Below are 21,210 nucleotides of genomic sequence, written 5' to 3'. Positions count from 1 at the left end.
CAGGCGGTGTCCCGGGTGGCTGCTCTTCCAGAGAGGGACGCCGTGAACCCACGAACCCTGCTGATGCACCAGATCATGCTGTCCGACCGCACCCGGCTCGACGCCTACGACCGGGCGCTCGCCGCCACCGTCCGGCCTGGTGACGTCGTGGCCGACGTGGGCGCGGGGACCCTGGTACTGGGGCTTATGGCGTTGCGGCACGGCGCCGGGCACGTGTTCGCGATCGAGGGCGACCCGGAGACCGCCGAGCTGGCGACCCGGATCGCGCGGGACAACCAGGTCTCGGACCGGGTGACGGTCATCCAGGGCGACGCCCGGGTGGCCAGGCTCGCCCGCAAGGCCGACGTGGTGGTGGCCGAGCTGATGGGCAACCTCGGCCCGGAGGAGGAGATGGCCGAGATCCTCGCCGCGTTCGTCCGGCACAACCTCGCCGACGGCGGCCGGGTGGTGCCCGAGCGGCTGCGCACCGTGCTCGCCCCGGTCGAGTTCGACGGCGAGGGCTGGGGAGTGTGGTCACAGGAGTTCCACGGCCTGAGCTTCGCGGCAGTGCTCGACCACGCCGAGCCCACCGCCCAGCTGCACTTCTTCCAGCGTTCGCCGGGGTTGCTCGGCGAGCCCGTGGTGGCCGCCGACAGCCTGCTCGGGCACCGCGCGCGGCCGATCAGCGGCGAACACCACGCACTGCCGATCACCACGGCCGGGACCTTGCACGCCGTCGTCGGCTCGTTCCAGGCCGTCCTGGCCCCCGGTGTCGAATTGGCGAACTTCCCCGGCTACCCCGGCTGCAACTGGGCCTGCTGGGTCTGGCCGGTCCGCCACAGCCAGGTCGAACCGGGCGACACGCTGAAGGTCGCGCTCGAACGCCCGCGGGACACCGCCCGGTTCGCCGAGACCTGGACGATGGCCGTGGGGCTGGCCCGGGGCGGGACGCGGCCGTGACCATCGCCGCGGGCATCGTCCACGACCTCCCCGTCCGCGCGCTGGACCTCTGCGGGGTCACGTGGAGCGGGGAGTACCTGTACTTCGCCGAGATCTTCTCCCAGCAGATCGGCGCCGTCGACCCGGCCAGCGGGGAAGTGGTGCGGCGCATCCCGTGCCCGGACGTCGCCGGCGACCTCACCACCCTGCGCGGCGCGCTGCTGCAGGTGGTCGGCGAGGACCGGCACCTGCGCCTGCTCGACCCGGCCACCGGCGGCGAGATGGACGAGTGGCCCAGCCCGCGGCCCGGGCACCTGATCTCCGGCCTGGAGGCGTGCCGCGACGGCGTGTGGATCGGCTACGCGGACCTGAGCATCGTCGAGCTGCGCGACCCGGACCGGTTCCGCCTTCTCGAGTGCGTCGAGGTGGGGCACCCGGTGACCGGCGTGACGGTGTCCGACGGGTTCCTCGTGCACAGCGACCGTGACGCGTCCCGGGTCCGCCTGACCGACCCGGCCACCGGCCAGCAGCGCCTCCCGGTGATGGTCTGGGGCCGGCCCACGGCGGTCACCTGGGACGGCCGCCTGTTCTGGTACTGCGACCACGCCACCCTGCAGCTGCGGGCGATCGAGCTGCCCGGCATCACGACCGCGTCGGAAAGAGGCCGGCATGACCGCGATCGGGCGTGACGCGCTCCGGGTGCTCCAGGTGTTCCTGGTCCTGCTCCGCGTGGCCGCGCCCGCGTGCGGCGTCGCGCTGTGGCGCCGGGTGACCGGGCGCCCGGCGGCGGTGGTGTTCCACCAGGCCGCGCCGGTGCTGCTCACCCGGCTGGGGCCCACGTTCGTCAAGGCAGGGCAGGTGCTCGCCACCCGGCGCGACATCCTGCCGGCGCGGCTGTGCGACGAGCTGGGGGTCCTGCACGACGACGTCCCCGCGACCGGTGCCGCCGGCACCGCCGGGGAGCTGCGCCGCGCCTACGGCGGCGACCTGAGCACGCTGTTCACCCACGTCGAGCTGGTCCCGGTCGCGGCCGGGAGCGTCGCCTGCGTGCACCGGGCGACCGACCTGGAGGGCCGCGTGGTGGCGCTCAAGATCCGCCGGCCGGGCATCAGCGGGCTGATGGCCCGTGACCTGAGGCTGATCCGCCGGGGCGCGGCGCTGGCCGCCCGCCTGCCCGCGTTCGCCGGGCTCCCGGTGAGCGAGATCGTCGGGCACATGGGCGACGCGGTGGCCGGCCAGGTGGACTTCCGCGCCGAGGCGGACGCGCTGCATCGCCTGCGGCGCAACCTGTCCGTGGTGGACCGGGTCTGGGTTCCGTTGGTGCGCCACGAACTGTGCCGGGACAACGTGATCGCGATGGAGTTCATCGAGGACCTCGACGGCGCCACCCGCTCGGTCGCGCCCGTGCTGCGCAAGAAGTTCGCCGAGTCGGCGCTGATCTCGATCTACCAGATGCTGTTCGTGGACGGGTTCGTGCACTGCGACCTGCACCCCGGCAACCTGAACTTCACGCCCCGCGGCCAGGTGGTCGTGCTGGACGCCGGCTTCAGCGTGCAGCTGACCGACCGGCTGCGCCGGCTGTTCGCGGAGTTCTTCCTGAACATGGCCGTGGGCCGCGGGCCGAGGTGCGCCGAGATCGTGGTGGAGAGCGCGGCCGGGGTCAGCCCCACCGCCGACGTCACCGGGTTCCTGGACCGGATGGCCGACCTGGTCCGGCGCAACCACGGGCTGCCCGCCCGCGAGTTCAGCCTGATGGGCTTCGCCACGGAGATGTTCGACCTGCAACGGGCGCACGGTGTGCACGCCGCCCCGGAACTGATCTTCCCGCTGCTGTCGTTGCTGGTGATCGAGGGCACGGTCCGCGAACTGCACCCGGGCATCGACTTCCAGGAGCTCGCCAAACCGGTGATCAACCGCGGCCTCTGGTCAGCCCCGCACAGCTGACCTTCCCGTCGCGCACCGGCTTCGCAGTTTGCTGTTCCGGCAAGGAAATTGGCGGCAGGCGACCGGCCTCGGCACCGTTGCTCGCATGAGCACTCACGACGTAGTCATCATCGGTGGTGGACCAGCGGGCCTGGCGGCGGCTGTGACGCTGGGCCGGGCCCGGCGTGACGTACTGGTCATCGACGCGGGCACGCCCCGCAACGCGCCGGCCACCCAGGTCCACAGCTACCTCGGACGCGAAGGTGTTGATCCGCGCGAACTGCTGGCCATCGGCCGATCGGAGGTCGAGCAGTACGGTGGCACCGTCCGCGACGGCACCGTGATCGGCGTGGAACGGGTCGGCGAGGATGCCCTGCGGGTCACCCTTGCCGACGAGAGCACTGTTGGCGCCAGGCGGGTACTGGTGGCCACTGGTGTCGTCGACGAGCTGCCCGACATTCCCGGCGTCGCCGGCCGCTGGGGCGTGGACGTGCTGCACTGCGCCTACTGCCACGGCTACGAGGTCCGAGACAAGGCGATCGGGCTGATCGCCGGCGGCGTCGCCTCCCTCCACCAGGCGCAGCTGTGGCGTCAGTGGAGCGAGAAGGTCACTCTGTTCACCAACGAGTCCGTGGAACTGACCGCGCCGCAACGCACCGAGCTCGCCGCGCGCCAGATCAGCGTGGTGCCCGGCCGGGTCACCGGCGTCGAGTTCACCGACGACGCACTCAGCGGCGTCCGGGTCGGTGACAGCGTGACCGAAGTCCAGGCCGTCGTCGTCTTCCCCGTGTCGGTGGCCAAAGTGGACACTCTGCTCGCCGGCCTGGGCCTGACGGCCGAGGCCAAGGACATGGACGGCCAGCTCATCGGCGAGACCCTGCCCGCCGACCCCCAGACGGGTGCGACCGCTGTGCCCGGGGTGTGGGCGGCCGGCAACGTGCGAGGCCACCGGGCGCAGGTCATCGACGCTGCCGCACAGGGTGGGCTGACCGGGGCGATGATGAACATCGACCTGGTCAACGAGGACGTGCACCGCGCCGTCGCGGCACATCCCGCCACGCTCTGAACTTCTCGTGAGCCCAGCGTGCAGAAGTTGGATGAGCGCCGACACGAGGTGAGTCGTGCGGCTCGAACATGGCGACAGTCTCCTCATCGCTGAGCGGCTGCATTCTCGTCACGGGGCAGGTGCGGCCCTCCCGGCCGACGGCGGCGCCGTCACGCGTCTGAACCGACCGGGTGTGCCGCGAACCGCGCGGCGAGCGCCGCGACGTGTTCGGCCGTCGCGCCGCAGCATCCGCCGACCGCGGCCAGCCCGACCTCGTCGTGCCAGCCGGCGAAGGCCTCGGCCAGTGCCTCCGGGCTCACGCCGACCGGGAACCCCTCGGCAGTGGGGGCGGCGGTGCGGTCCTCCACATTCGGCTGAGCGAACAACGGGCCGTCGTACGCCTCGCGCAGCGCCCGCAGCGCCGGGCCGGTGCGTTCGGGCGTTGTGCAGTTCACCCCGAGCGCCGTCGCGCCGAGACCGCTCACCGCTCGTGCGGCCTCCGCGACGGGCTCGCCGGACAGCAGCCGGCCGTCGTCGCCGCAGACGAACGACACCCACGGTTCGAGGCCGGTCGAGAGCACCGCCTCGGTCGCGATGACGGCCTCGCGCGCGGTGTTCATCGTCTCGACGAACACCAGGTCGAGACCGGACCGGGACAGCTCCACGGCGAGCCACCGGTGTTCCTCGCGCAGCTCGTCGTCGCTCGGGACGAGATCGGGCCGGTACGCGTCGGCCGCCGGGCCGACCGAGCCCGCCACCCGCGCCCGTGGCCCGGCCGCGCGCTGCGCGACCCCGACGGCCGCGTGCACCATCCAGGCGTAGCCGGAGCCGGGGTCCAGGTCGACCCCGCGCAGGGTGCGGAGGTTGCAGCGGAACGTGTTCGCCGTGATGATCGCCGCGCCCGCATCGACGTGTGCGGCATGCACCCGCCGGACGAGTTCCCGGCGCGGTCCCGCGAGCAGGCACTTCGCCGACCACCAGGGCGCGACGACCGGTTCACCCTCGTGCTCCAGTCCCGTGGCCAGGCCGCCGTCGACGACGGTCGGCGGGTGGTGGGGGCTTCGGCCGGACGTGGACATCACAATCCTCCCGGGGTCGGCGGGTGCACTGCTCGCAGGAAACTATCTGTTAAGTCAGCTCATCGGTCGCCTCGCGGTTCGGCCGCGCACCGAGGTTTCGGCCGTACCGCCCAGTTGTGCCTCGTGTCGGTGGTCAGCGTACGGTAAATTCGCTACGAAGTCGCGTACTCACTTGGGATGCGCGCGCGGCCAGAGAGGTTGTCATGCCCAGGATTCCGCCGGAGGTTCTGGTTCCCGCCCGCGCCGACGAGAAGTACCGCGCGGCTCGGCTCGACCTGCTGCGCCAGGAGCGGGCATTGAGTGAGCAGGCGGAGGAGGTGGCCGCCGCGCGGCGCGCGTTGCCGCCGGGGCCCGTGCTGGACGACTACGAGTTCACCGAGGAGACCGCCGACGGCACGCTCCGCCGATCCAGGCTGACGGAGCTGTTCGGCGAGCACCGGACGCTTGTCGTGTACCACCTGATGTTCAAGCGCGGCGCCGGCGAGGCGTGTCCAATGTGCTCGATGTGGGTGGATGGCCTGCAGGGCGTCCACCGGCACCTGGCGCGGCACACCGCGCTCGCGGTGATCGCGGGCGCCGAGCCCGCGGCCCTGCGGGCGTGGGGCCGGACCCGGGGATGGCACGACCTGCGCCTGCTTTCCTGCGGGGAGAACACGTTCAACCGCGACCTCGGGGCCGAGACCGACGCGGGCGACCCGCGGCCGGCGTTCTCGGTGCTGCGCCTGGACGGGTCGGACGTACGGTTCCACCACACCATGCACGCCAGCTTCCCGCCGGACGGCGCCGAGCGCGGCATCGACCTGCTCTCGCCGGTGTGGCAGGTGCTCGACCTGCTGCCGCAGGGCCGTGGCGACTGGTACGCGGGCAACGACTACGTGGTGGGCTGATCCGGATCGTGGCCGTTGGACTGTGGGCGGGGCCGGCGCAGCTCCTTCTCGAGAGCTGACAGCGGCTCCTCCCACAGCGCCCGGTAGCGGTTCAGCCAGCTGTCGATCTCCTGCAGGGGTCCGGGCGTGATCCGGTAGAGCCTGCGGGTCCCGTCCACCCGGACCGAGACGAAGCCGTTCTCCCGGAGCACCTTGAGGTGCTGGGAGACGCCCGGCTGGGACAACTGGAACTCCTCGGCGATGATCTTGCCGATCTCGCCCGCGGACGCCTCGCCCTCCGCTAGGAGCTCGATGATGCGACGGCGTACCGGGTCGCTGACAACTTGTAGCCCGTGCACGCGGCAATCATACATGCTTCGCTAATATAAGAGAATGTGTATAGAGGTGGTCGGTTAAGAATTTGATAGTGTCGGGCGGCGAGTTTGCCCGCTGAAGAGAGGGACGCCATGACCCTGTACAGCTCACCCGCAGACCCTTGGGCCGGGCGCGATCCCCAGGTCTTCCCGCACGACTCCACGGCCGAGTTGTCGATGAAGGCGCGGCTGGCCGAACTGCTCGAGCGGAGCCCGCTGCCCGCGTCGGACCTGGTCGACGCGCTCACGCTGTTCATGCGGCGCCAGCAGATGGCCGACCTGCTGTCCATGGACGAGCTGTACCGGATGGTGCTCGACGTGCCGGGGGTGATCATGGAGTTCGGCGTCCGGCACGGCCGGCACCTGGCCGCGTTCACCGCGATGCGCGGGTTTCGCGAGCCGCACAACCCGTTCCGGCGGATCGTCGGTTTCGACACCTTCACCGGGTTCCCGGACGTCGCCGAGATCGACCGCGTGAGCCCGTCGGCCGTCGAGGGCCGGTTCGCGCTGCCCGAGGGGTACCCCGACTATCTGCGGCAGGTGCTCGACGCGCACGCCGAGGGCGACGCCATCGCGCACATCACCGACCGCACACTGGTGGTGGCGGGCGACATCCGCGAGACCCTGCCGCGCTACCTCGCCGACAACCCGCACACGGTGATCGCGCTGGCCTACTTCGACTTGGACATCTACGAGCCCACCGTCGCCGCGTTGCGGGCCGTGCGGCCGTACCTCACCCAGGGCAGCGTGCTGGCGTTCGACGAGATCGACCATCCGAAGTGGCCTGGGGAAAACCTCGCGGTGCGCGAGGCGCTGGGCCTGGACCGGGTGGCCCTGCGGCTGCTGGCGGGCCGGCCGGCGCCGGCGTACCTGGTGTGGCCGGGCTGATCCCGGCAGGCTGGTCAATATTACTAAGTGAGTTTATAGTGTTCCGGGGCAGTGATCTTCGGTAACGGCCATTCTCCGGCAACCTGCGAAGGAACCCAGGGATGAGCATCCCCACCGAACCGGCGGCGTTCGGCGCCGACCACGTCGAGGTCTACGAACTCACCTACCGCCACCGCGGCAAGAGCTGGGAGGACGAGGCGCGGGACGTCACCGCGATCGTGCGCGGCCTGCGCGCGGACGCGACCGCGCTGCTCGACGTGGCCTGTGGCACCGGCGCGCATCTGGCGGAGTTCGCCCGCCACTTCGGCCACACCGAAGGCCTCGAGATCGCGCCGGCGATGCGCGAGCGGGCCCTGAGCCGTCTGCCGGCCACGACGGCGGTGCACGACGGCGACATGAGGACGTTCGAGCTCGGCCGCCGGTTCGACGCCGTCACCTGCCTGTTCACCGCCGCGGCCTTCCTGCCCACCCCCGCCGACCTGACCACCGCGATCCGCCGGATGGCCGCGCACCTGGTGCCGGGCGGCGTGCTGGTCGTGGAGCCGTGGTATTTCCCGGAGACCTTCCTCGACGGCTACCTCGGCGGTGACCTCGTCCGGCTGCCCGACCGGGTCGTGTCCCGGGTGTCGCGGTCGGTGCGCGTGGCCGACGCGACCCAGCTGCACGTGGAGTGGACCGTGGCCGACGCGACGGGGATCCGCCGCTTCACCGAGCTCGAAGTGATGAGCCTGTTCACCCGCGAGCAGTACCTCACCGCGTTCGACCTGGCCGGCTGCGACGCGCACTACCGCCCCGGCTGGCTGACCGGGCGGGGCCTGTTCGTCGCCGTCCGGCGGCCCGGCTGACTGGAGCGGACATGACCGACGTGACTGGCCTGGGCGACCCGAGGGGCGTGGCCGACATGATCGTGGTGCCCGGCGCCGAGTTCGTGCCCGGCGCCGAACCCGGCCAGCTCGACTGGCTGCAGGCCGAGGGCCAGGCGTTCCCTCGGGAGTGGTTCGCCGACGAGACCGCCGCCGGCGCCGTCACCGTGCCGCCGTTCCGGATTGACGCGGTCACGGTGACGGTGGCGCGGTTCCGCGAGTTCGTGCGCGCGACCGGGTACGTCACCGACGCGGAGCACAACGGCTACGGCCTGGTCTACACCGACAGCTACTGGTCGGAGCTCGACGGGGCCTGCTGGTCGGCGCCCGCGGGACCCGGTGTGGCCGTGGGGAACCGCGATGACCATCCCGTTGTGCACATCTCCTGGCCGGACGCGCACGCGTACGCGTCGTACGCGGGCAAGCGGCTGCCCACCGAGACCGAGTGGGAGCTGGCGGCCCGGGGGCTGACCGGCCGGCTCTGGCCGTGGGGCGACACGTGGGACCGGACCCGGGCCAACACCGCGGAGTTCCACGCCGGTGAGCTGACCTCGCTGGAGCAGTGGAAGCGGTGGTGGCGCGGGATTCACGCGCGGTCCGGGCCGGTACCGCTGACCACACCGGTCGGCTCGTTCCCCGGGGGCGTGAGCCCGGCGGGGTGCCACGACATGGCCGGCAACGTCTACGAGTGGACCGCGACGACCGCCAGCCTCTACCGGGGCGCGCAGGAGTGCGACGCGACCATCCGCTCGGTAATGGGCCGCTACCGCGCCATCCGCGGTGGCTCGTGGATGAACTTCCGTTACCAGGTCCGGTGTACCGAGCGGATGTACGGCGATCCGGACGGCTGGTCGAACTTCGCGCTCGGGTTCCGCTGCGCGACGGACGCCTGAATGCGTTTAAGGACAAGGGGAGTGGAATGGCGACGATTGTGCTGTCGACGGCCTGGACCCAGGGCTCGGGATCGACTTTCGTGTGCACCGGCGGCCCCCTCGGGGACGTGCTGAAGCGGTTCGCCGCGGCCGAACCCCGCTACCGGCACCGGATCATCGGCAAGGACGGCGAGCCGTTCCGCTACTACAACGTTTACCTTGACGGCCAGGCCGTCCCGCGCCGAGGCCGGGACGCCGTGCTGGTCGGCGAGGAAACCACCGTGCACATCGTGCCGCCGCTGGCCGGCGGCTGACTCTGACGATTGACAAACCTATAGCGAACTGGCTAGATGGAGCGACCCGTCATGGCAGGTGTGATTCATGGTGCGACGCAACCACATTCACCCATCGGCAACGGTTCATCGGCGTGACTTCCTGAGGCTCACCGGGCTGGCGTTCGGCGGCGCGGTCCTCGCCTCGTGCAGCGCGAAAGGCGACCCCGCGACCAGTTCGGTCCCGGCAACTCCCACTCAACCGCCCACGCCCACGGTCCGGGCGACCGTCGCGGAGCGGAACTACTCGTACGTGACCGTCCAGTACCCGAAGTCGGTCAAGACCACCCTGTACGGCATCAACAACAAGGGGAACACCGCGGGCTACTTCTCCGACGGCCGTGGGACGCACGGCTTCCTGCGCTCGGCCGACGGCGCCATCTCCGCGGCCCTCGACCATCCGGAAGCGGGGACCACAACGGCGTTGTTCGGCGTGAACGGCGCCGGGGACGCGGTCGGCTACTACCACGCCAAGTCGGACAAGGGCGGCTATCCCGGAACGACTTCGCTGCCCCCGACGGGTGTCTCCGCGTTCGTCTATTCCGCGGCGGCTCAGCGGTTCGAGCCGATAGCGCCACCCGAGGACGGCACCGGGACCGTGGTCGCGTTCGGCGTGAACGACTCGGGCCTGGTGTCCGGGTGGTACTTCGCGCGGGACCCGTCCGGCCAGTCCGAGGCCGTCGCCAAGGGATTCGTGTGGTCCGGAAAGGAGCGTCGGCACGTGGACACGTTCCGGCACCCGGACGACACCGGCGGCGGCACGTTCGCCACGGGTGTCAACGGTGCCGGACTGGTGGTCGGCCAGCTGATCGGGCCGGACAAGTCGACCCGCGTCTTCATCCGCGACAGCACACGCCGAACCTTCGTGGCGTCCTCCTTCGGCTACCCGAACCTGCGCGAGAACGAGGGTGGGACGGGCGCGATGGCGATCAGTGACTCGGGTGTGGTCGCCGGGTTCTACCTGGACACCAAGGGAACCCACGCCTACCTGCGGACCGATCAGAGCACTTTCGTCGCGCTGCGGTACCCGCCGGCCACTGCGGGGATGTCCGCGTGTGGCGTGAACGAGTCCGGGGTCGTGGTCGGCGACTTCAATGACAGCAGTGGCGCCAACCTTGGCTACCTCGCCACCCCCGCCTAGCCGCGCGCGACTGCCGTCGGGCGTGGCGGTGCTCGTCGGTGTGCTGGGGGTGGCCGCCGCGCTGGCCGCCGGCCACCTGGTGGCGGGTGTGCTCAACCCCAACGCGTCACCGTTCGTGGCGGTCGGCAACACCGCGATCGACCTGGCCCCGGCCCCGGTGAAAGAGTTCGCGATCCGCGCCTTCGGCCCCGCCGACAAGCTGGTGCTGATCGGCGGGATGGGTGTGGTGCTGCTGGGGTTCGCGGTGGTCGCCGGGCTGCTCTCGCGGCGCGGGCCGTGGCCGGGCACGGTGTTCGCGGTGGTGCTCGGCGGCCTGGGCGCCGGTGCCGTGCTGGCCCGGCCCGACCTCGGGCCGGTCGACCTGCTCGCCCCGGCGGCCAGCCTGGTCGTCGGGGCCGTGGCGTTCCGGTGGCTGCACGCGTCGGCCGTTCGCCGAGGGGCGGGAGGCGGACGTGCGGGAGGCGAGGGCACCAGCGCCGACCGGCGGCGGTTCCTGGTCATGTCGGCCGGGCTCGCGGCCGGGGCGGGTGTCGCCGGGGCCGGGGGCCAGCTGCTGGCGGGCCGGGAGGACTCCCGCGCCGTGCTGGGCCCGCTCACCCCGGTCACGCCGGCGCCGCCGATCGCGGCCGGAGCGGACTTCGCGTCACTCGGCACGCCCCGGTTCATCACGGCCAACCGGGACTTCTACCGGGTGGACACGGCGTTGTCGGTACCGCGGGTACGGGCCGAGGACTGGGCGTTGCGCGTCCACGGCGCCGTGGACGACGAGGTGGTGCTGCGTTACGCCGACGTGCGGCGGATGCCGTTGGTGGAGCGGACCGTGACGCTCACCTGTGTGTCCAATGAGGTCGGTGGCACGTACGTGTCCACCTCGAACTTCATCGGCGTCCCGCTGCGGGAGCTGCTGGGCCGGGCCGGAGTGAAGGCCGGCGCGGACCAGCTGTTCGCCACCAGTGTGGACGGCTGGACCAGCGGTACCCCGGTGGCCGACGTGCTCGACCGGGGCCTGCTGGCGATCGGGATGAACGGCCAGCCGCTGCCCAGCGAGCACGGGTTCCCGGCCCGGCTGGTCGTCCCCGGGATCTACGGGTACGCCTCGGCCGCCAAGTGGGTCGTCGACCTGGAACTCAACCGCTTCACGGACAAGCAGTCCTACTGGCTCACCCGGGGCTGGGCGAAGTTCGCGCCGATCAAGACCCAGTCCCGGATCGACGTGCCGGCCGCGTTCGCCACCGTCCCGGCCGGCGGGGTGAGCGTCGCCGGCATCGCGTACGCCCAGCATCGGGGCATCGCCAAGGTCGAGGTGCGCGTCGACGAGGGGCCGTGGCTGACCGCCGAACTGGCCACCGAGGTCAACCTGGACACTTGGCGGATGTGGCGCGCCGAGGTGGACCTCGCGCCCGGCCCGCACACTGTGGAATGCCGGGCCACCGACCGGACCGGCGCCACCCAGACCGCCGACCGGGTCCCGCCGATCCCGGACGGCGCCACCGGCTGGCACTCTGCCCAGTTCACCGTGCAGTGACCCCGTTCGACTCCAGGAGGTAAGCGGATGTCCGCACCGTACGTTCGTCTCGGGCGGTCCGGCCTGCGCGTGAGCCGTCTCGGGCTGGGCACCGTGAACTTCGGCGGCCGGGTCGAGGAGCCCGAGGCGCGGCTGCTGCTGGACCACGCGCTCGCCAGCGGGATCAACCTCGTCGACACCGCCGACATGTACGGGTGGCGCGTGCACCGCGGCTACACCGAGGAACTGCTCGGCCGCTGGCTGCCCGGCAAACGGGACCAGGTCGTGCTGGCGACGAAGGTCGGCAACCGGACCGGCGACGGGCCGAACGACGAGGGCCTGTCCGCCCACCACATCGTCGCCGGCTGCGAGGCGTCCCTGCGGCGCCTGCGAACCGACCGGATCGACCTGTTCCAGATGCACCACGTCGACCGCACGGTCGGGTGGGAGGAGATCTGGGAGGCGATGGAACTGCTGGTACGGCAGGGAAAGGTCCGTTACGTCGGCTCGTCCAACTTCGCCGGCTGGGACCTCGCCATGGCCCAGGAGGCCGCGAACCGCGGGTCCCGGCTGGGCATCGTGTCCGAACAGTGCCTCTACAACCTGCTGACCCGCCACGCCGAGCTGGAGGTGCTGCCGGCGGCCGAGGCGTACCGGATGGGGGTGCTCGTCTGGTCGCCCCTGCACGGCGGCCTGCTGGGTGGCGTGCTGCGCAAGCTCGCGGACGGGACCGCGGTCAAGTCGGCCCAGGGACGGGCCGCGCTCGCGCTGGAAACCCATCGTGAGGTGGTCGGCGAGTACGAACGGCTCTGCGCGGACATCGGGCGTGACCCGGCCGAGGTCGGCCTGGCCTGGGTGCTGGGCCGCGCGCCCGTCACCGCGGCGGTCATCGGGCCGCGGACACCCGCGCAGCTGGACGGGGCGATCAGGGCGGCGGAGCGGCCACTGTCCGATGAGGACGTTGACCGGCTGGAGAAGCTGTTCCCGCCGATCGGGCGAGGTGGGTCCGCGCCGGACGCCTGGGCGGTGTGATCGCGGCGGCGCGCATGACGTACTGGCCGTACGGGGAATTCGACTGGCGGGCGCCCAGCCGGTAGCACTGTGCGGCGGTGATGAACCCCATCCGCAGGGCGACCTCCTCGACGCACGCGATCCGCTGGCCGTGGCGCTGCTCGACGGCCCGCACGTACTGCCCGGCCCGGATGAGGGAATCCGGTGTACTGGCGTCCAGCCGGGCGAATCCGCGGATGAGCCGCGCTCGTCCCTGGCGCCGGTACACCTGGTTGACGTCGGTGATCTCCGGTTGGCCGTGGGCCGGGCGCCGCAGGTTCTTCACGATGTCGACCACGTCGCCGTCGTAGAGGTACAGGCCGGTGCTCGGCTCCCCGAACAGCACACAGCCGTCGACGTTCCTGGCCGCGTCGCGCAGGATGGCGGGGCCGGGGAGGAGGGTGTCCCCGAGGATCAGGGCGACCTGGTCGGTGCCGATGTGGTCCGCGCCGGTCAGCAACGCCTCGGCGACGCCGTCGCGTTCCGGCTGCTCGGCGTAGTCGACGCGCAGGCCGAGCTGGCTGCCGTCGCCGAGCAGGCGCTGGTACGCGTCCGACGGGCTCGCGATGACCAGGATGTCCCGGATGCCGGCGAGCATCAGCACGGACAGGGGGTAGTAGATCATCGGCTTGTCGCCCACGGGGAGCAGGTGCTGGGGGACCGCGAGCGTGATCGGGTGCAACCGGGGATCGGTGCCGGTGGCCAGGACGATCCCTTTCACGCTCACTCCACCCTTGAGTTACATATAGTTTCCCGGTGTAACCAGGCCAGTTTCAGACTGGCCCTGGCCGCGTTGCGGGTCGCGGGGTCGTGCGCGTACCGGTCCACTGTGGACGCGTCGAACGGCAGGCCGTGCCCGTGCGGGCCCGCGAGGATCGTGCCCTCTTTGCCGTGCCGGACGATCCCGGCGAACAGCGTGTCGAAGACGCTGTCATCGATCGCGCAGGCCAGCAGCAGTTCCGGCGTCCAGGTGAGCGGGTCCAGCCCGACACCCAGAACGTGCAGCCGGAGCCGGCCCGACCGGTAGGCGGCGGTGATCTCGCGGAACGGCGGGTCGTGGTCGTAGTCCGGTGGCGCGCCGCCGGCCGTGTACGCCTCGTCGACGTCGAGGAACTCCTCGGCGTACTCACGCAGGATGGCCTGCCACAGGTCGAACCCGGCGGCGCGGGCCGCGCTCCCGGGCCGGGCGGGCGCGAACTCGCCCGCCGGGACCACGTGCGTGACGTTGGGCGCGGATACCACCTGGTCGCCGTTTCGCTGGTGCAGGTAGAAGCCGGCCCGCCCGTCGGCGACCCGCAGGGTCAGCACCACCATGCCGAGGCAAGCCACCCGGTTGGACAGGTCGAACGGATCGCCGAGGGCGCGCCGGTACGGACCGTCGGCCAGGTCCTTGCCCGCCAGGTCCAGTGCCGCGGCCTCGTACGCCAGCACCTCGCTGTGGTCGAGGTGCCCGAAGTAGCTCCCCGTGGTGAACCCGAGCCGCAGCCCGTCCGCTGTCGCCTCGACGCGCACCGGGCGGTAAATGGTGCCGTCGTAGAGGTGTGACATGCCCGCGAGTTCGGTGAGGGCGCCGCTGTAGGTCGTCAGCTGGGGCATCAGCAGTCGTGCCTCCGGCTGGTCGCGGGGCGGCTCGTGGTCGTCGTGCCAGTCCAGCTGGACGGCGCGCAGCGGCAGCGGCCGGGGCGGGATCCAGCCCGGCCTGGTCAGCATCGGCACGTCGTGGCCGCGCCACCCGGCGGGGATGGCGGAATCGGCGAGCGAGAGCAGGCGCGGATGCTGGGCCTGGACGTGCCGATGCGTGCGGACGAACCCGGCGTGCCCCGCTTCGACCACGTCCACGAGTCGGATCCCTCCCGGTGAGCATGGCCGGTTTTTGCTATCTGTAAGTGTAGTTATTATTGCATGTACTTGCCACGGGTGCCGGTGGGTGATGTTGGAAGACCAAACACCCATGCCGCCGGTACTGCGGGGCTCTCCCCTGCAGCTTTGGCGGCGCGATCGTCTGGTGGCTCGCCGTCGCCGCGTTCGGCCCAGTAGACGAGCGCGTTGACGGTCGGGCAGATGGTCATGGAGGCCCTTGAATTGCGCCACCAGAAGACCGACCGGTGGTTCCTGGCCGCTCGATGCGGGACGGGCGCGGACCTTGGCGGAGGTACGCTTCGGCACCCGCCCGGGTTTATCACCATGAAGGACCGACCCGGCTACCGGATTCGTCTGCGGAAGGAACACCACGTGGAACCCGCGCGCGACAATCTGAGTGAACTGTCCATTCCGGACTTGCTGGGCGGGTACGCCGCGATCCTGCAGGAGTTACGCGACCGGAACGTCGTGCGGACCCGAAACGCGCCAGTGGGCGACTACGCGGAGTACCTCGCCGCGCGGGTCTACGGCGGGGAGCTGGTAGCGAACTCGGTCAAGTCCTACGACCTGCTCGCCGCGGACGGGCGCCGGATCCAGGTGAAGGCCAGAGCCGTGGGCTCGGACACCCGGTCGGGCGCGATCTTCTCGGTCTTCCGCTCCTTCGACTTCGACGTCGCCGTTCTGATCACCTTCGACAGCTCCAGCTACGCGCTGCGCTTGGCCCGCGAAGTCACGGCCGCCGACATCGAAGCGGCCGGCCGGCACTCCTCCCACGTCAACGGCCATCGGGTCACGATCACCGCCGGCGCCAGGCTCGGCATCGACGTCACGCCACGATTCCGCGCTGCCATCTCCGAATAGTCGAGGATCCGGGCAGCCTCCTCGGCCGCCGTCGCTATGCCAGCAACGCCTGGCCTGTAGGGGTGACGCGCCACGCTGTCACCTCCGCCGACCAGCTGGAGCAGGACGACCTGGTCCGTGATCTGTGCACCGCCCTCACCACCGTCCTGGCCGGCCCGGGTGCGCCGCCAGGTGGCGTCATGGGTGGCCCGCGACAGCACCGCCACGGCCCAGAGACGAGGTCGCTGTCGGCGGTAACGGCCGATGGACGTGGGCGTCGGTGCGCAGGATGCTCGCCGGCGTCATGGCGTCGATGTGGTCGGACTTCTTGCGCGCAACGGAGTGGCGCTCGCGGTAGCGGGCCACCGCCATCGGGTTGATCGCGTAGACCCGGCGACCGGTCTGGCGCAGTGCCGCCACGAGCAGCTCGCGGGGAGTCTCGATCGCGGCGGGGATCGGATCGGTCGCGCTGTCGCCAGCGAGCATGGTCAGCGGCTCGGTGAATCCTGTTGCGGAGTCGCCTTCTCCGCAACAGGGAACGTCGGGTTGGGTGTCCCACCGACGGTGCCCAACCCGACGTTCCCGGACCTCAGCGGCTCTTCCGCCGCGTTGATCGGCGTTCCGGCCGAGCGATCGCGTGCAGTGGCCTTGTCCGTTGCACCAACCAGGCGATCACTACTCGCAACAGGGTCAGCACGATCTGCCATGCCACTGTTTCGTCCACGGCGCCCACCTCAATTCTCCAGCCAGCCTCTGGGTTGGAAGTTTTCCAGCCCTCGAAATGGCCAACGGGGCCTCGTTGTGAGGCCCCGCTCTGAGATGGGCGGCGCGGCTTCGCTCGTCGCCGCGACTAACCTGAACAACGTCCGGTGGCCGAGGCGAGTTCCCGGCGCGGAGTCGGCCGCGGGCCACGCAGGCGCGACCTGGAACCCGGTGACCGGCTGCCGCGAGGTTTCCGAGGCTGCGACAACTGCTATGCCCGGATCTTCGCCGAGCGCTGGCGCGGGGTGCCGGGGCATCCGTTCGCGCAGGGCTTCGATGTTCGCGGTGGCCGGACCGGCTCGGGTTGCGGGTCGTTGTGAACAGCATGTCGGACCTGTGGCATGACGAGGTGCCGGACGGCTTCGTGGCCGCGGTGTGGGCGACGATGTTCGAGGGCGCGGCGCGCACTGGGCACCCCGCCATACCTACCAGTGGCCGACCAAGCGGCCAGGCCGGATGCCGCAGCTGGGTCCAGCGCCGGAGCGACCGCCAGCGGCCCTGAGGACGTCAAGGGCCGCGAGTGTCCTTGAGAGCGCTTGTCAGCTTGCGGATGGTCGGGTTCAGGTACAGCTGGCGCAAAGGCAGCGCGGGCAGGCCGTGTTGCTGCATCGCGGCGTCGAGGCGGACCGCGTAGAGCGAGTTGCCGCCCAGGCTGAAGAAGTTGTCGTCCGGGTCCACCGGTTTGCCCAGTACCTCCGCCCAGATCTTCAGCATCGTCGGGTCCACGCCGTCCACGCCGTCCACGCCGTCCACGGTTGCGGTGCCGTGGTCGAATTCCGGTTCGGGGACGGCCGCCACGTCGAACTTGCCGTTCGCCGTGAGCGGCAGCCGGGGCAGCACCGTGACCGTGGCCGGGAGCATGTGCTCCGGGAGGAGCTTCGCCGCCCACTGCCTGATCGCGGTCGTCGTGGTCCCGTCGACCACGACGTAGGCGTCGAGGCGCAGCGCCGCGGTGTCACCCGCACCGCGGCCGCCGACCACGACCGCGGCGTCCCGCACGCCGGGGCACTGCCGGAGCACGCCGCGGACCTCCCCGGGTTCGATGCGGAACCCGCGGATCTTGACCTGGTCGTCCAGCCGGCCGAGGTGCTCCAGCCGGCCGTCGGGCAGGAGGCGGCCCCGGTCGCCGCTGCGGTACATGCGGCCGCCGGTGACCGGGTCGGGCAGGAACCGCGCCGCCGTGAGACCCGGCCGGCCCAGGTAGCCCATGGCGACCCCGGCGCCACCCACGTGGATCTCGCCGGGCACGCCGGCCGGCAGGGGACGGCCGCGTTCGTCGAGCACGTACAGGTGCCAGCCCGGCAGCGCGGAGCCGACCGACCGGGAGCCGGAAAGCGCTTCGCGGCGGGTGATCGTCTGCGCCGTGACGTGCACGGTCGTTTCGGTGATGCCGAACATGTTCACCAGCCGGCACCGGGTCTCGGGGTAGCGGTCGAACCAGCCGCGCAGCGGGGCCGGATCCAGCGCTTCGCCGCCGAACACGATCAGGCGCAGCGGCAACGGCGTGAGCGGAGCCCGGTCTGCGGCCACCAGCTGGGCGAACGCCGATGGCGTCTGGCTGAGGACGGTGACACCCCGGGACGCGAGCAGTGCGCGAAACTCGGCCGGGGACCGGGAGACCCAGTACGGCACCACGACGAGGTGCCCGCCGGTGAGCAGCGCACCCCAGATCTCCCACACGGAGAAGTCGAACGCGCTCGAGTGGAACAGCGTCCAGACGTCGTCCGGGCCGAGCCCGAAGTCGCCGGTGGTGGCGGCCAGGAGCGCCGGCACGTTGCGGTGCGGCACCACCACGCCTTTCGGGCGGCCGGTGGAGCCGGACGTGTAGATCACGTACGCGGCGTCGTCGGCACTTCGTGAGGGAGCCGGAAGTGCCGACGTGCCAAGGGAAAGCGCCTTGGGCGTCACCTTGATGACGCTCGCCTCCGGCAGCTCCGCCTCCTCGGCCACCACAAGCCGCAGATCCGCGTCCGCGACGGTGTAGGCGAGGCGATCGCGAGGGTGGGCCGGATCCATCGGCACGTAGACCGCGTCCGCCTTGAGCACGGCGAGCAGCGTGACCACCAGGTCCAGTCCCCGGTCGAGGCAGACGCCGACTCGGTCGCCGGGGCGCACGCCGTGCTCGACGAGGCCCGCGGCGAGCCGGGTGGACCGGTCGTCGAGTTGTTGGTAGGTAAGGGTTTCGGCGTCGCAGGATACGGCGGTCGCGTCCGGCCGTTCAGCCGCCTGGCGGGCGAAGACCCGCTCGATGCGTTCCGGATGCCGACCGGGCTCGCGGGGCGAATGGCGGGGCGAACGGCCGAGTTCGGCGAGTGCGGCGGCCTCCGCGTCGTCGACGAGGTCGAGGTCCCGAGGATCGCGCTCCGGAGCACTCGCGAGCGCCTGGGCGTACACCCGCGCGAGGTGGGCGGCGAACCGCTCGGCCGAGGCGTCGTCGACGTCCGCGAGCCGGTGGTGGATGGTCACGGTCAGCTGGCCTGCGGTTATGTGGGGGACGAGCGTCAAGGGGCACACCGGGGCCTGGCAGGCGACGTAGTCTTCGGCGGTCTCCCCGTTCGCGAGGATCGCGACGGCCTGACCGGCGGGCCGGGCTGCCGGGGCGGCTCGGGTGACCTGGTCGGCCAGCCGGCCGAGGTTCGACTCGCCCGAGAAGTCCAGAGACGGCACCGACAGGCGGTCGAACGAGCCGAGAGCCGCGGCCGGCCGGTCCGGTTCCGGGGCGCACACCAGGATTTCCTGCGTCGTCCGCCCGGTGTACCGGCTGAGCACCAGGCCCGCCGCGACGACCAATGCCGGTACCGCGCCGGAGCCCGCCTCGCCGAGCGTGACGTCCACCAGGCCGTAGCGGTCACCCGCCCGCGGATCCGAGGTGGCCCAGCCGATCTCGGCGCTGTCGCTCCAGTCCGCTTCCGCGTCGGCGGAAGACGCCGGCGGCGGGATTGCCGCAGCCGCGAGGGTTCCCGTGACGACGTCGGCGATGAGACGCAAGGACGTCAGGTCCAGCGCCGACCGGCGGGCCACGAGCACCAGGTCGGCCGATCCGTCCGGGTAGACCAGGCACACGGCCCGGAGCACCGGGCCGCCCGGCTCGATCGGCCGGTGCAGTTCGGCGCGGAGCCGGCGTTCCGCCGTGGGAGAACCGGCGGCCGCGGGGACCGGGTCCAGCCACAGCCGGGGCGGGCGGGCCGGCCACCACGCGGTCACGGCGGCCCGGAACGCGGCCTCGGCCGGCGGGCGGGGGAGGCGAACCCGCAGGGCGTGGCCGGAAGCGCCCGCGCGGCGGGCCGGGTTCGACCGGGGTGCCGGACTGGACAAGGAAATCCTCCTGGGAATGCACGGCGTCGGACGCCGGGGTCATCGAGCGGTGAAGCCGCCGTCCACGGTCAGGACGCTGCCGGTCACCTGCCGGGACTCGTCGGAGGCCAGCCACACCGCGGCGGCTGCGACATCCTCCGGTTCGATCAGCGCGTTCATCGGCTGCGCCTGGAGGAAGGTCGCCTCGTGCTCGGTGACGGGGACCGCCAGCGAACGGGCGATCTCCGAGAGCATGCGGCCTTCGACGGCGTCGTCGTCGCGGATGGACCCCGGGCACAGCGCGTTGACCCGCACTTTCGCGGGGGCGTAGTCGAGTGCGGCGGCCTTGGTGAGCCCGATCAGCCCGTGCTTGGCCGCGACGTAGCCGGCGAAGTACCGGTACCCGACCAGTCCCGCCGTCGACGCGATGTTGACGATGCTGCCCGACCGCCGGCCGACCATCCCGCCGGCGACCGCGCGGATGGCCCGCCACGCGCCGGACAGGTCGACGTCGATCATCAGCTGCCACTCGTCCTCGGCGATTTCGTGCACCGCCTTGCCCGAGGGCGCGGCGATGCCGGCGTTGTTGACCAGCACGTCGATCCGGCCGAACCGCTCGACGGTGTCGGCCACCGCGGCCGCGATCCGGGGCGCGCTCCGGACGTCGACGTGGTGCGTCCGCACGGCGACGCCCTGTTCGCGGCACAGGTCGGCGGTGAGGGCCAGCTGGCTCGCCGAGCCGAGGGGGTACGGGACGCCGTCGAGGTCCCCGGCGATGTCCAGCAGCACCAGATCCGCGCCTTCGCGCGCGAAGGCGGTCGCACAAGCGCGTCCGACGCCCCGGGCGGCCCCGGTGACCACGATGACCTTGTCGCGCAGCCTCATGGCGCGCTTTCACCCGCCACGGCGAGTTCGCCGGCGAGCAGGCCGAGCACCTCTTCGGCCCGGTCCACCAGGTACATGTGGCCGCCGGCCAGCTCGACCGGGCGGAAGCCGGCGGTGCTCGCGCCCGCCCACTCGGCGATCCGGGCGGCACTCACCAGCTCGTCGTCGCGCCCGCGCAGCGCGGTCACCGGGATCGGCAGGGCCTGCCCGTCGGCCGGGCGGTAGTTCTCGTGCATTTCGACGTCGGCACGCAGCATCGGCAGCAGCATCGAACGCATCTCCGGGTGCTGCAGCGTCGGGTGGGCGTAGCCGGAGAACCGCTCGACCTGGGCGAGGAAGGCGTCGTCGGGCAGGCCGGTCGCGCGGCTTTCCCGGCCGCTCCACGGCCCGGGCGAGCCGCTCACGAAGAGCCGGGTGAGGGGCGCGCCGAGCCGGTCGAGGCGCCGGGCCAGCTCGAACGCGAGCACCGCGCCCAGGCTGTGCCCGAACAGCGCGATCCGCCCGGCGCCCTCGATCCGTTCGACGACGGCGGGCAGGACGTCGTCGAGCGCGCTGGCGACGTCGGTGTGCGGTTCGTCGACGAACCGCTCCTCGCGGCCGGCGAGCTGGACCGCGACCACGTCCAGCGACTCCGGCGCCAAGGGCTGCCAGGCCCGGAAGAACGACGCGCCCGCGCCCGCGAACGGCAGGCAGATCACCGCGGTTTCGTGCACT

The 21,210-nt window shown here is 71.7% G+C and carries 21 protein-coding genes; 13 read left to right on the top strand and 8 right to left on the bottom strand.

The window, feature by feature from the left end; translation table 11 throughout:
• The first annotated feature begins 42 nt into the window (after positions 1 to 42).
• From OG943_RS12770 to OG943_RS12755, 4 genes are all read left to right on the top strand, one after another.
• A complete protein-coding gene (locus OG943_RS12770) occupies positions 43 to 939 on the top strand; it encodes a 50S ribosomal protein L11 methyltransferase (protein WP_328609953.1) in 897 nt (298 codons plus the stop codon).
• The gene (locus OG943_RS12765) at positions 936 to 1,607 is read left to right on the top strand and encodes a hypothetical protein (RefSeq protein ID WP_328609952.1); all 672 of its coding nucleotides are present in this window, start codon (positions 936 to 938) and stop codon (positions 1,605 to 1,607) included. The genes OG943_RS12770 and OG943_RS12765 overlap by 4 nt, the downstream gene beginning before the upstream one ends.
• Positions 1,588 to 2,862 carry an ABC1 kinase family protein gene (locus OG943_RS12760; protein ID WP_328609951.1) on the top strand — a complete coding sequence of 425 codons (1,275 nt, stop codon included), beginning with the start codon at positions 1,588 to 1,590 and terminating at the stop codon, positions 2,860 to 2,862. Before OG943_RS12765 ends, OG943_RS12760 begins: the two co-directional genes overlap by 20 nt.
• 85 nt (positions 2,863 to 2,947) lie before the next feature.
• Entirely contained in the window at positions 2,948 to 3,907 is a 960-nt protein-coding gene (locus OG943_RS12755; protein WP_328609950.1) for an NAD(P)/FAD-dependent oxidoreductase, read from the top strand.
• Positions 3,908 to 4,056: 149 nt separating this feature from the next.
• Here OG943_RS12755 and OG943_RS12750 read toward each other — a convergent pair whose 3' ends face one another.
• Complete coding sequence (locus tag OG943_RS12750) at positions 4,057 to 4,965, bottom strand: homocysteine S-methyltransferase family protein (RefSeq protein WP_328609949.1); 909 nt, start codon at positions 4,963 to 4,965, stop codon at positions 4,057 to 4,059.
• 203 nt (positions 4,966 to 5,168) lie between these two features.
• Here OG943_RS12750 and OG943_RS12745 point away from each other — a divergent pair, with 203 nt between their 5' ends.
• Positions 5,169 to 5,852: a DUF899 family protein gene (locus OG943_RS12745; RefSeq protein WP_328609948.1), complete on the top strand. Its 684-nt coding sequence runs from the start codon at positions 5,169 to 5,171 to the stop codon at positions 5,850 to 5,852.
• Here OG943_RS12745 and OG943_RS12740 read toward each other — a convergent pair.
• Positions 5,837 to 6,190: an ArsR/SmtB family transcription factor gene (locus OG943_RS12740; RefSeq protein ID WP_328609947.1), complete on the bottom strand. Its 354-nt coding sequence runs from the start codon at positions 6,188 to 6,190 to the stop codon at positions 5,837 to 5,839. The two genes, OG943_RS12745 and OG943_RS12740, sit on opposite strands and share 16 nt — an antisense overlap.
• A gap of 108 nt (positions 6,191 to 6,298) precedes the next feature.
• Between OG943_RS12740 and OG943_RS12735 the strand changes: the two genes are divergently transcribed.
• From OG943_RS12735 to OG943_RS12705, 7 genes are all read left to right on the top strand, one after another.
• Complete coding sequence (locus OG943_RS12735) at positions 6,299 to 7,093, top strand: class I SAM-dependent methyltransferase (protein WP_328609946.1); 795 nt, start codon at positions 6,299 to 6,301, stop codon at positions 7,091 to 7,093.
• 101 nt (positions 7,094 to 7,194) lie between these two features.
• Positions 7,195 to 7,938 carry a class I SAM-dependent methyltransferase gene (locus OG943_RS12730; RefSeq protein ID WP_328609945.1) on the top strand — a complete coding sequence of 248 codons (744 nt, stop codon included), beginning with the start codon at positions 7,195 to 7,197 and terminating at the stop codon, positions 7,936 to 7,938.
• A gap of 11 nt (positions 7,939 to 7,949) precedes the next feature.
• Entirely contained in the window at positions 7,950 to 8,849 is a 900-nt protein-coding gene (locus OG943_RS12725) for a formylglycine-generating enzyme family protein (RefSeq protein WP_328609944.1), read from the top strand.
• Between the two features lie 26 nt (positions 8,850 to 8,875).
• Positions 8,876 to 9,142: a MoaD/ThiS family protein gene (locus tag OG943_RS12720; protein ID WP_328609943.1), complete on the top strand. Its 267-nt coding sequence runs from the start codon at positions 8,876 to 8,878 to the stop codon at positions 9,140 to 9,142.
• A 67-nt stretch (positions 9,143 to 9,209) separates the two neighbouring features.
• Positions 9,210 to 10,301 (top strand): hypothetical protein, encoded by a 1,092-nt coding sequence (locus tag OG943_RS12715; protein ID WP_328609942.1) that lies wholly within the window; start codon positions 9,210 to 9,212, stop codon positions 10,299 to 10,301.
• On the top strand, positions 10,255 to 11,826 hold the full coding sequence (locus OG943_RS12710; protein WP_328609941.1) for a molybdopterin-dependent oxidoreductase: 1,572 nt from the start codon (positions 10,255 to 10,257) through the stop codon (positions 11,824 to 11,826). Before OG943_RS12715 ends, OG943_RS12710 begins: the two co-directional genes overlap by 47 nt.
• Positions 11,827 to 11,853: 27 nt before the next feature.
• Positions 11,854 to 12,837, top strand: a complete 984-nt coding sequence (locus OG943_RS12705) for an aldo/keto reductase (protein ID WP_328609940.1) — start codon at positions 11,854 to 11,856, stop codon at positions 12,835 to 12,837.
• Here OG943_RS12705 and OG943_RS12700 read toward each other — a convergent pair.
• A complete protein-coding gene (locus OG943_RS12700) occupies positions 12,731 to 13,576 on the bottom strand; it encodes a sugar nucleotidyltransferase (RefSeq protein WP_328609939.1) in 846 nt (281 codons plus the stop codon). The genes OG943_RS12705 and OG943_RS12700 overlap by 107 nt on opposite strands.
• A 2-nt stretch (positions 13,577 to 13,578) precedes the next feature.
• A complete protein-coding gene (locus OG943_RS12695; RefSeq protein ID WP_328609938.1) occupies positions 13,579 to 14,694 on the bottom strand; it encodes a hypothetical protein in 1,116 nt (371 codons plus the stop codon).
• 393 nt (positions 14,695 to 15,087) lie between these two features.
• On the opposite strand from OG943_RS12695, the gene OG943_RS12690 reads away from it, so the two are divergent.
• Positions 15,088 to 15,576, top strand: coding sequence for a DUF6998 domain-containing protein (locus OG943_RS12690; RefSeq protein WP_328609937.1), 489 nt, complete (start codon positions 15,088 to 15,090; stop codon positions 15,574 to 15,576).
• Between the two features lie 177 nt (positions 15,577 to 15,753).
• On the opposite strand, the gene OG943_RS12685 is transcribed toward OG943_RS12690, so the two are convergent.
• The 4 genes from OG943_RS12685 to OG943_RS12670 form a co-directional block, all read right to left on the bottom strand.
• Positions 15,754 to 16,041: an IS110 family transposase gene (locus OG943_RS12685; RefSeq protein ID WP_442874711.1), complete on the bottom strand. Its 288-nt coding sequence runs from the start codon at positions 16,039 to 16,041 to the stop codon at positions 15,754 to 15,756.
• Between the two features lie 783 nt (positions 16,042 to 16,824).
• The gene (locus OG943_RS12680; protein ID WP_328609936.1) at positions 16,825 to 19,632 is read right to left on the bottom strand and encodes an amino acid adenylation domain-containing protein; all 2,808 of its coding nucleotides are present in this window, start codon (positions 19,630 to 19,632) and stop codon (positions 16,825 to 16,827) included.
• 39 nt (positions 19,633 to 19,671) lie between these two features.
• On the bottom strand, positions 19,672 to 20,496 hold the full coding sequence (locus tag OG943_RS12675) for an SDR family oxidoreductase (protein WP_328609935.1): 825 nt from the start codon (positions 20,494 to 20,496) through the stop codon (positions 19,672 to 19,674).
• Positions 20,493 to 21,209 (bottom strand): thioesterase II family protein, encoded by a 717-nt coding sequence (locus tag OG943_RS12670; RefSeq protein ID WP_328609934.1) that lies wholly within the window; start codon positions 21,207 to 21,209, stop codon positions 20,493 to 20,495. The genes OG943_RS12675 and OG943_RS12670 overlap by 4 nt, the downstream gene beginning before the upstream one ends.
• Position 21,210: the final 1 nt, after the last annotated feature.

It is taken from the genome of Amycolatopsis sp. NBC_00345 (assembly GCF_036116635.1).
In the GTDB taxonomy this organism is placed as follows: Bacteria; Actinomycetota; Actinomycetes; order Mycobacteriales; family Pseudonocardiaceae; genus Amycolatopsis.
The sequence above is the reverse complement of the archived record's forward strand: the minus strand, read 5'-3'. Positions and strand labels throughout refer to the sequence as shown.

Coding starts and splice junctions, on each gene's coding strand:
- OG943_RS12675 (WP_328609935.1), bottom strand. CDS start 20,496: ATGAGGCTGCGCGACAAGGTCATCGTGGTCACCGGGGCCGCCCGGGGC.
- OG943_RS12720 (WP_328609943.1), top strand. CDS start 8,876: ATGGCGACGATTGTGCTGTCGACGGCCTGGACCCAGGGCTCGGGATCG.
- OG943_RS12715 (WP_328609942.1), top strand. CDS start 9,210: ATGGTGCGACGCAACCACATTCACCCATCGGCAACGGTTCATCGGCGT.
- OG943_RS12745 (WP_328609948.1), top strand. CDS start 5,169: ATGCCCAGGATTCCGCCGGAGGTTCTGGTTCCCGCCCGCGCCGACGAG.
- OG943_RS12750 (WP_328609949.1), bottom strand. CDS start 4,965: ATGTCCACGTCCGGCCGAAGCCCCCACCACCCGCCGACCGTCGTCGAC.
- OG943_RS12725 (WP_328609944.1), top strand. CDS start 7,950: ATGACCGACGTGACTGGCCTGGGCGACCCGAGGGGCGTGGCCGACATG.
- OG943_RS12755 (WP_328609950.1), top strand. CDS start 2,948: ATGAGCACTCACGACGTAGTCATCATCGGTGGTGGACCAGCGGGCCTG.
- OG943_RS12760 (WP_328609951.1), top strand. CDS start 1,588: ATGACCGCGATCGGGCGTGACGCGCTCCGGGTGCTCCAGGTGTTCCTG.
- OG943_RS12705 (WP_328609940.1), top strand. CDS start 11,854: ATGTCCGCACCGTACGTTCGTCTCGGGCGGTCCGGCCTGCGCGTGAGC.
- OG943_RS12730 (WP_328609945.1), top strand. CDS start 7,195: ATGAGCATCCCCACCGAACCGGCGGCGTTCGGCGCCGACCACGTCGAG.
- OG943_RS12710 (WP_328609941.1), top strand. CDS start 10,255: ATGACAGCAGTGGCGCCAACCTTGGCTACCTCGCCACCCCCGCCTAGC.
- OG943_RS12685 (WP_442874711.1), bottom strand. CDS start 16,041: ATGCTCGCTGGCGACAGCGCGACCGATCCGATCCCCGCCGCGATCGAG.
- OG943_RS12735 (WP_328609946.1), top strand. CDS start 6,299: ATGACCCTGTACAGCTCACCCGCAGACCCTTGGGCCGGGCGCGATCCC.